Annotated in this window: 10 protein-coding genes; all 10 read left to right on the top strand. The window is 59.8% G+C overall.

The annotated features are described in order from the left end of the window. The first annotated feature begins 170 nt into the window (after window positions 1–170). A complete protein-coding gene (locus VIH17_09095) occupies window positions 171–959 on the top strand; it encodes a carboxypeptidase regulatory-like domain-containing protein (protein HEY4683390.1) in 789 nt (262 codons plus the stop codon). 258 nt (window positions 960–1,217) lie between these two features. After that, entirely contained in the window at window positions 1,218–2,018 is an 801-nt protein-coding gene (coxB, locus tag VIH17_09090; protein ID HEY4683389.1) for a cytochrome c oxidase subunit II, read from the top strand. A 31-nt stretch (window positions 2,019–2,049) separates the two neighbouring features. Further along, window positions 2,050–3,825 (top strand): cbb3-type cytochrome c oxidase subunit I, encoded by a 1,776-nt coding sequence (locus VIH17_09085; GenBank protein ID HEY4683388.1) that lies wholly within the window; start codon window positions 2,050–2,052, stop codon window positions 3,823–3,825. A 28-nt stretch (window positions 3,826–3,853) separates the two neighbouring features. After that, entirely contained in the window at window positions 3,854–4,525 is a 672-nt protein-coding gene (locus tag VIH17_09080) for a cytochrome c oxidase subunit 3 (GenBank protein ID HEY4683387.1), read from the top strand. Window positions 4,526–4,530: 5 nt separating this feature from the next. Continuing rightward, window positions 4,531–5,190, top strand: a complete 660-nt coding sequence (locus tag VIH17_09075; protein ID HEY4683386.1) for a cytochrome c oxidase subunit 3 — start codon at window positions 4,531–4,533, stop codon at window positions 5,188–5,190. A gap of 22 nt (window positions 5,191–5,212) precedes the next feature. Beyond that, complete coding sequence (locus VIH17_09070; GenBank protein HEY4683385.1) at window positions 5,213–5,527, top strand: cytochrome C oxidase subunit IV family protein; 315 nt, start codon at window positions 5,213–5,215, stop codon at window positions 5,525–5,527. Window positions 5,528–5,550: 23 nt separating this feature from the next. Next, window positions 5,551–5,901 (top strand): hypothetical protein, encoded by a 351-nt coding sequence (locus VIH17_09065; GenBank protein ID HEY4683384.1) that lies wholly within the window; start codon window positions 5,551–5,553, stop codon window positions 5,899–5,901. 5 nt (window positions 5,902–5,906) lie between these two features. Then, window positions 5,907–6,911: a COX15/CtaA family protein gene (locus tag VIH17_09060; protein HEY4683383.1), complete on the top strand. Its 1,005-nt coding sequence runs from the start codon at window positions 5,907–5,909 to the stop codon at window positions 6,909–6,911. Beyond that, on the top strand, window positions 6,908–7,843 hold the full coding sequence (gene cyoE, locus VIH17_09055) for a heme o synthase (protein HEY4683382.1): 936 nt from the start codon (window positions 6,908–6,910) through the stop codon (window positions 7,841–7,843). The genes VIH17_09060 and cyoE overlap by 4 nt, the downstream gene beginning before the upstream one ends. Before the next feature lie 114 nt (window positions 7,844–7,957). Then, window positions 7,958–8,868, top strand: a 911-nt coding sequence (locus VIH17_09050; protein ID HEY4683381.1) for an ATP-binding cassette domain-containing protein, incomplete at its 3' end; no start/stop codon positions are given.

The raw sequence follows: 8,868 nt of genomic DNA, 5'->3' as shown, positions 1-8,868 counted from the left end.
CGCCGGCTCCTCGGGATGCGAACCACAGCGGCGGACTTTCCCTTGCCAAGGAGGGGGAAAAGCGGTTCGAGCTTGGCTGGGGCGCTACCTGGGGTGCCGTCGAAGGCGCATTAGACATAAGCACATGCTGTTCATAAGTTCAATTTGACGGAAAGGTAAGGTTTTGAAACATGGATAAGCAAAGAATTCTCTGGCTTCCAACCGTTATTACTCTGCTGCTCCTGGCAGGTTGCGGAGGGAAGAAGACCGAGGTTTCCGAAGAGGGGCCGACGTCAGCGCAACAGCAAGCTACCCCGATCGACCCGGCCACGGTGGCCACGATCACCGGCAAGATTCTTTTCCAGGGTGCAAAGCCCAAGCTCCACCGGATCATGATGGACCAGGATCCCGTTTGCGTGCAAAAGCAGAAAGGCCCGGTCTATGCCGAGGATGGCCAGGTCAACGACAACGGGACGCTGCCCAACGTGTTCGTTTACGTAAGGGAGGGTGCGGAGAAGTACACCTTCGCGACCCCGCAGGAACCGGTCGAGCTGGATCAGGATGGTTGCCGGTACACGCCCCATGTGCTGGGAATCCAAGCGGGGCAGACCCTGCGGATTTTGACCAAAGACCCCACCACGCACAACATCCATCCGATGCCCAAGGACAACCGGGAATGGAACATGTCTCAACCGCCCGGCGGCGCCCCCATCGAGCAAAAGTTTGCTCGCCCGGAAATCATGATCCCGGTGAAGTGCAACCAGCACCCTTGGATGAAAGCCTATGTGGGCGTGACCAAGCACCCATTCTATGCGGTCACCGGAAGCGACGGCACGTTCACGATCAAGGGACTGCCTCCCGGCGATTACACCATCGAGGCCTGGACGGCCACTTTCGGAACGCAAACACAAAAGCTGAGCGTGGGAGCCAAGGAGTCGAAGCCCGTCGAATTCACTTTCAAAACTTCTGCGAGCTCGTAGCCCGCTGGAGCCTGTTCACGACCGGGGGATGGGGCAGATCTCCTCGGAGTGTTCCAGGCGCTTGATGTCCGGGTTCGCGGGACGGGAGAAGGCGTGACGATAAAAAGGATCTGGCGGTGTCTCCTCGTTCCCGCGAAACTGTGTTAACCTTGGAGGTTGGGTCGAGCGGTTCAACACGTCTGATCTGTCCAAGATTCTGCTTGCCTCCCGAAGCGTGAGCAGTTGAGGTGTCAGAAGCTTGCTCTGGAGCGATGAGCTATGGCGCTGATCATTTCGCTGGTGCTGGCACTGATCACTTTGATCTCCGTGGTTCTGGTGTGGGCGCAAGTCTGGTGGTTTCCCGTGAACATTTCCGTGCATGGGCGAGCCATCGATCAGCAGTTCACCGTGACGTTCATCATCTGCGGAATCATTTTCGTTCTCGCACAGCTCGGCCTTGCCTATTTTGTTTGGCGGTACCGCGACCGGGGCGACGGCCGGAAGGCAACCTATTCTCACGGAAACACCGCTTGGGAAGTCACCTGGACGACCGCTGCCGCCATCGTTTTTATTGGGCTTAATCTGATGGGATTCCGCGTTTGGGCCGGGATGCAGTTTACCGGCCCGGCACCCGGCGCCTTGCCGATTGAGGTCACGGGGCAGCAGTTTCAATGGTACTTCCGCTACCCCGGCCCGGACGGCAAGTTCGGTCCCACCCACGTCGAACTCGTTGACGATTCCACCGGCAACTATTTGGGCCTCGATCGAGCGCGCGATCAGGCTTCTAAAGATGACATCGTCACCGCCACCTTGAGCGTCCCGGTTAACCGCCCCGTTCAACTGATCCTGCGCTCGAAGGATGTTACCCACGCGTTCTTTGTGCGGGAGTTGCGGCTCAAACAAGACCTGGTTCCGGGAATGGAGATCCCCATCCATTTCACCGCGACCGGGACGGGAAGATACGAAGTCGTTTGCGCTGAACTTTGTGGCCTGGGCCACTACAAGATGAGGTCGTTTCTCCAGGTCATGTCGGAAGAAGATTTTCAGAAATGGCTCGAGAACATGGCGGCACAACAATGATCGCCGTCGAAGCCGGCAGCGGAGGCAGGTAATGGCAGAAATGCAGGCGGAGGTCGTTCACCGACACGAGGCCCCGAAGGGCTTCATCCGCAAATATATCTTCAGCCTCGATCACAAAGTCATCGGGATCCAGTATTACCTCCTGGCGTTGTTTTCTGTTTTTGTGGGGCTGATTCTCTCGCTGCTGATCCGACTGCATTTGGTCTGGCCGGATGCCCTTGTCCCTCTCTTGGACAAGGTGTCTCCGCTCGGAGCCCCCGGCGGCGTCATCACGCCCGAATATTATCTCTCTTTGCTCACCCTGCACGGCACGTTGATGGTTTTCTTTGTATTGACGACGGCTCCCCAGAGCGGCTTCGGAAACTATATTTTGCCCATCCAAATCGGCGCCGAGGACATGGCCTTCCCACGACTCAACATGCTGTCGTTCTGGGTGACTTTGGTCGGATTGGCGGTGCTTCTCGCCACCTTCTTCGTCACCGACGGCCCGCCCATTTCCGGCTGGACGGCCTATCCGCCGTTGAGCGCGGTGGGAGGGGCCGCCGGTCCGGGCCTGGGATTGGGGCAGACGCTGTGGGTGGTCTCGATCGCCATCTTCTGCATCGGGTCGCTCTTGAGCGCCTTGAATTTCATTGCCACCATCCTGGACTTGCGGGCGCGAGGCATGTCCCTGATGCGCCTTCCCCTGACCTGCTGGGCCTGGTTCGTGACTGCGGTTCTGGCCCTGTTGTCTTTTGCGGTTTTGTTCGCCGCCGGAATCTTGTTGTTGCTGGACCGGGTGGGAGGGACGAGCTTTTTTATTCCTGCGGGTTTGATCGTGAGTGACAGGATCATCCCCCGCAGCGGCGGATCGCCGCTGCTCTGGCAGCACCTGTTCTGGTTTTTCGGTCATCCCGAAGTCTATATTGCCATCCTCCCCGGAATGGGCGTCACTTCGCAGGTGCTCTCCACTTTCTCCCGGAAGCCTATTTTTGGCTACCGGGCCATGGTCTACGCCATGCTGGCCATCGGTTTCCTGGGCTTCGCCGTTTGGGGACACCATATGTTTGTGAGCGGCATGAGCCCTTATTCGGGTTTTGCCTTCTCCGTCATGACCATGGCCATCGCAGTCCCTTCCGCCATCAAGACTTTCAACTGGCTGGGAACGCTTTGGGGGGGCAAGCTGCGCTTCCAATCGGCGATGCTTTTTGCCATCGGTTTTGTTTCGCTGTTTGTGACCGGAGGACTCAGCGGCATTTTCCTCGGCCAGCCAGCGCTCGACGTCTATTTGCACGACACGTGGTTTGTGGTGGCGCACTTCCACATGATCATGGGAGTGGCGGCCATCTTCGGCATCTTCGCCGGCACCTACTACTGGTTCCCGAAGATGTTTGGCCGGATGATGAACGAGAGGTTGGGCCGCCTTCACTTCTGGTTCACTTTCGTGGGGGTTTACGCCATTTTTATCCCCATGCATTTCCTGGGCCTCGTCGGGCATCCGCGTCGTTACTCCTCGCTGAGCGGGGTTGACTTCCTGGCATCCTTGATGAATGTTCACGTGTTCATTTCCATCGCTGCTTTTATCGCCGGCGCGGCTCAACTCATCTTCCTGTTCAACCTGGTCTGGAGCATGTTCAAGGGACCCAGGGCGCCCGCGAATCCCTGGCAAGCGACCACGCTCGAGTGGACCGTTCCTTCGCCGCCGCCCTTTGACAACTTCGCTGGGAAGCATCCGGTCGTCTATCGCTCTCCTTATGAGTACGGTGTGCCGGGAGCCAAGCAAGATTACATCATGCAGGACTCGGCGGAGAAAGTGAGCGCCGGCTAGCGGCCGAAGAGTTTTTGAGCAGGAGAGTATGGCATCGTCAACCATAAGTCCGACCAAGCCAAGAGCTGCTTCGAGCACGGACCGCTTCGGACGAGACGGGAGCGGCTCTGGCGATGACGGTTTTGGCGGCGGCCGCTGGGAAGCTTACGGCCCGGCCGTTCCCGCTCGAACCTACCGGACGGGGATGTGGGTCGCGCTGGCGGCCATCGTGATGTTGTTCGCGGCTTTCTCGAGCGCCCTGATCGTGCGGAAAGGGCTGTCGAGCGATTGGGTGGCTACCGGGCTTCCGCCCATCCTGTGGCTGAACACTCTGCTGCTTGCCACCAGCAGCCTGACGTTGGAGCTCTCGCGAAAGTCGCTGGCGGTTGGCCTGGGGGAGGGGTTCGTCCGCTGGTGGTACGCCACCGCGGGGCTCGGTCTGGCCTTTATCGCCGGTCAACTGATTGCCTGGCGCGAGCTGGCCTCCCGGGGAGTTTACCTGGCCACGAATCCGAGCAGCTCTTTCTTCTATCTGCTGACCGCGGCGCATGGCGCGCACCTGCTGGGAGGCATCTGCGCCCTTTTCTATGTTGTCTTTCGAGCCCGGCGGTATCTCCTCGCGCCGGAAAAGCGAACGGCCGTGGATGTGACCGCGATTTACTGGCACTTCATGGACGGACTTTGGATCTACGTTCTCCTGCTGCTGATGATAGGGAGGTAATAAGAATGGCTAGCGAAGAGGTGATGCGCGTCGGGGGCGCTGGCTTCGAGGAAACCGCCGCCGAGTCGGCATGGAGCGGCGGAGTCGCTCCCTACGCGATTGGTTCGAAGAAGCTGGGCATGTGGCTCTTCATTGTTTCCGACGCAATCACCTTTTCCGCGCTGCTGATCGCCTACAGCTACGTGCGGGTGGCCAGCCGGGCCTGGCCCACGCCCTTCCTCCTCTGGCCCAGCATCGCCAATGCCACGGTGATGACCGTCGTGCTGTTGACCAGCAGCGTGACGATGGTCATGGCGGTGCGGGCGGCAAAACTCGGGAAGCGGCCGCACGTGGTCCGATGGCTTCTGGCGACGATGCTCGGCGGGCTGGCGTTTGTTGTCCTGCACGCGCATGAGTGGAGTGAACTCATTCGCGAAGGCGTCCGACTTTTCCAGAACCCTTGGGGAACTCCCCTGTTTGGAGCGGCGTTTTTCAGCCTCACCGGGCTTCACATGACCCACGTCACCATCGGCGTACTTTATCTCGGTGTCATCGCGGCCGGACAAGCGCGGGGGAAATTTACCTCCGAGGACGTGGAGGTCAGCGGACTTTACTGGCACTTCGTTGACCTGGTGTGGATGTTCATCTTCCCGCTGGTTTACTTGATGTCGGCCAAAACAATTTAGTCTTCGGAGGTCGAGCAAACCCATGAAGCAGACAACCGAGCACGCGCACGCCGCCGGCAGCAAACGACTGTTTATGTTCGTGTGGATGTGGCTGCTGGCGATTACGGGCGTTGAGGTCGTGCTTGCCTATCAGCACCTCGAGGTCAAGCTCATGCTGGGGCTGCTGATGAGCCTGTCGTTCGTCAAGGGGGCGCTCATCATCTCCTACTTCATGCACCTGCGGTACGAAAAGCGCAGCCTGGCCGTGACCTTGATGCCGGCCCTGGTTCTCATCATCATTCTGCTGTTTGTGTTTTTTCCCGACAGCCTTCGCCTGTATGAGTTGAGGCCGAGATAGCCGGCTCTTAGAAGGAATCGCTTGTGTTCTTGAAGCGCGTGACAAAATGGACGGCACGAGTGGCGGCAGCAGGGGCAACCTTGCTGGTTTCGACCGCCGCGTCCGCCCAGTCCTGCGCGATGTGTTACAACAACGCTGCGGCAGCGAAAGCGGGCGCCATCCGGGCGTTGCAAAGCGGCATCATCCTCTTGCTGATTCCTCCGCTGCTGATCTTTATCGGCATTTTCGTGGTTGCTTTCCGAAGGCGGAATAGGTTCAACGACCAGGATTTTCGAGAGCCGGGGCACGAGCAAGAGTGGAACGAAGGCCTGGCGACCAAGATTTCATCGGGGTTCGAGTCTGCGCGCTTCGAGTATCGGTACCCCGTTGCCTGAACGGGATGGGCCCGGCAGCCACCTTCGTTCACGACGGGATCGGAGCAGGGGGAAAACGGGTGGGAACAGGCGAGACAAAGAACAACATTTGGCTTCACCGGTATGCGACGGTCGTCGCGTGCGCGACCTTTTTTTTGATTATTGCCGGAGCGCTGGTCACGAGCCAGGACGCTGGCCTTTCGGTGCCCGACTGGCCGCTATCGTTTGGAAGATTGATGCCGCCGATGGTCGGCAATATTTTCTATGAGCACGGCCACCGCATGGTGGCGACGTTTGTCGGCTTGCTCACGACGTTGCTGGCGATTTGGCTTTGGCGAAGCGAGCCCCGAAGATGGGTTCGCCGTCTCGGGCTGGCTGCGCTCCTCGCCGTTGTTCTGCAAGGCGCTCTCGGAGGCATCACGGTTCTTTTTTTTCTGCCCCTTCCCATCTCGGTGAGCCATGCCTGTTTAGGGCAACTCTTTTTCTGCCTGACGGTGAGTCTGGCGCTCTTTACCTCGCCGAAGTGGGAGCAGGAGGCGCCGCCCATCGCGGGCTCGCTCCACCCGCCTCTCCCCTATCTGTGCGTTGCCACCACCGTCGCCATTTTCTTGCAGCTTGTTCTCGGCGCATCCTTCCGCCACTCGTCGCGCCCCGACGCTTCCGGGTTCGGGGTGGGGATCATGCCGCACCTGGTGGGAGCGGCCGTTGTCGCCATCGGCGTGGGCTGGACGGCCGGAACGGTGATGCGGAGGCATGCGGGTCAGCTCGATCTGTTGCACCCGGCGATGGTGCTTGGCGGGCTGCTTGTGTTCCAGCTCGTCCTGGGCGCCGGGGCCTATTTCACCAAGATGGACACGAGAGAAGCGCCGCAGCCGATGCTCTCCATGGTGGCGCTCAGTGTGGCCCACGTTGCCTTTGGCGCGTTGACGCTGGCTTCGAGCCTTGTGCTCACCTTGCGCTGCTACCGGCGGTGGGTGCCGGCAAGAGCTGATCGGTTGTTGGCGGCCATGCCGCAGAAGGTCACGCCATGAAGCCTGTGATGCAAGGGCTCAAAGCCAATCTGAGCTTGGTTCGACCCGCCCCTCATCCCGAAGCTTCGGGAGGCCGGCTCCGCCTCCTGGACTACGTGGAGCTGACCAAGCCTGAGGTCAACTTCCTTGTGGTCTTCACCACTGCGGTCGGCTTCTACCTGGGGGCCCAGGGCGCCTGGAAGGTTCTGCTGCTGCTTCACACGCTGATCGGGACAGCTCTGGTCGCCGCCGGAACGGCGACACTCAATGAATTCATGGAGCGCGACGCCGACGCCAGGATGCGTCGCACCGCCAACCGGCCGCTGCCTGCTGGAAGGCTTGCTCCGCGACAAGCGTTTTGGTTTGGAGTAGCGCTGGCGGCTGGCGGCGCGTTCCAGCTCGCGCTCTTCGTCAACTTCCTCTCGAGCCTGCTGGCCTTCCTGACCTTGAGCGGCTACCTTTTTCTCTACACGCCGCTCAAGAAGAAAACAACCCTCTGCACGCTCGTTGGGGCTTTCCCGGGGGCCATGCCGCCGCTGATTGGGTGGGCGGGGGCTCGCGGTGACCTCAGCCTTGAGGCGTGGATTCTCTACGCGATTCTGTTTCTGTGGCAGTTCCCGCACTTCCTTGCCATTGGCTGGATCTACCGCGAAGACTACGCCCGGGGTGGCATTCGGATGCTGTCGGTCGAGGATGCGCAGGGCCGCGCTACCTTCCGCCAGATTGTAGGGTGTTTGCTGGTTCTGGTTCCGGTGAGCCTGAGTCCTGCTCTGCTGGGCATGGCCGGCTCCCTTTACTTCTTTGGAGCCCTCGTCCTGGGGCTGGTGTTTCTGCAATGCGGGGTGTGGGCGGCCATGTCCAGGTCCAAGACGCAGGCTCGGCGACTGGTGCATGCCTCGGTGATCTACATTCCACTGGTGTACGGGTTGTTGATGTGGGACAAATTGGCATGAAGGCATGCGAACTTTTGAGACCGGCACCAAACTTGTGGACGCAGTGCCGAACCAACGCATCAAGAGATAGGGAACTTGCCGGTAACAGCTCTTGCTCACGTCTTACCATTCTTCATGGCCGAAAAAATGCCCGAAAAAACCCTCATCGCCGTGGAAGGTCTCACCCATAGATACGGCGGCTGGACTGCCCTCCAGGAAGTGAGTTTTACGGTTGAGGCGGGGGAGATCTTCGGACTCCTGGGGCCCAACGGCGGGGGAAAGACCACGGTCTTCCGGATTCTCTCCACCTTGCTCCTCCCCACCGCTGGAAAAGCGAGCATCTTCGGCGAAGATGTTGCCCGGGCTCCCCGCCAGGTTCGAAGGCGCATCGGCGTGGTTTTTCAATCTCAAAGTCTCGACAGGAAGTTGACCGCCTGGGAAAATCTTCGCCACCAGGGACATCTCTATGGCCTTCGCGGAGAAGTTCTCCGCCGCCGGGTCCGGGAGATGCTTGGCCGCGTCGGCTTGGCGGATCGCTGCCACGAGATCGTAGAAAAACTCTCCGACGGCCTCCGTCGGCGGGTCGAACTCGCCAAGGGACTCCTCCACTCGCCCGATCTTCTCTTGCTTGATGAGCCGACCACTGGACTCGATCCGGGAGCGCGCCAGGATTTTGGGGAACAGCTCCGTGACCTGCAAAAGCAAGATGGCGTCACGATACTCCTGACCACACACTATATGGAGGAGGCGGAGCGATGCGACCGCCTGGGAATTCTGGATCGAGGGAAGCTGGTCGCCCTGGGATCGCCGCAATCTCTAAAGGCCAGGATTGGCGGCGATGTCATCGTTTTGGAGACAAAGGAGACGGAGAAGCTCCGGCGTCAAATCGAGGATAAATTCCGAGCGAAGCCCATCGTCATCGGCGAAACTGTCAGGCTGGAACACGAGCGCGGGCACGAGTTCCTCACCCAGTTGGTGGAAGCCTTCCCGGGACAGATCGATGCCGTGACCGTAGCCAAACCTACCCTGGAAGATGTCTTCATCCA

It is taken from the genome of Candidatus Acidiferrales bacterium (assembly GCA_036514995.1).
GTDB lineage: Bacteria > Acidobacteriota > Terriglobia > Acidiferrales > DATBWB01 > DATBWB01.
This window is presented reverse-complemented; position numbering and strand designations above follow the sequence as displayed.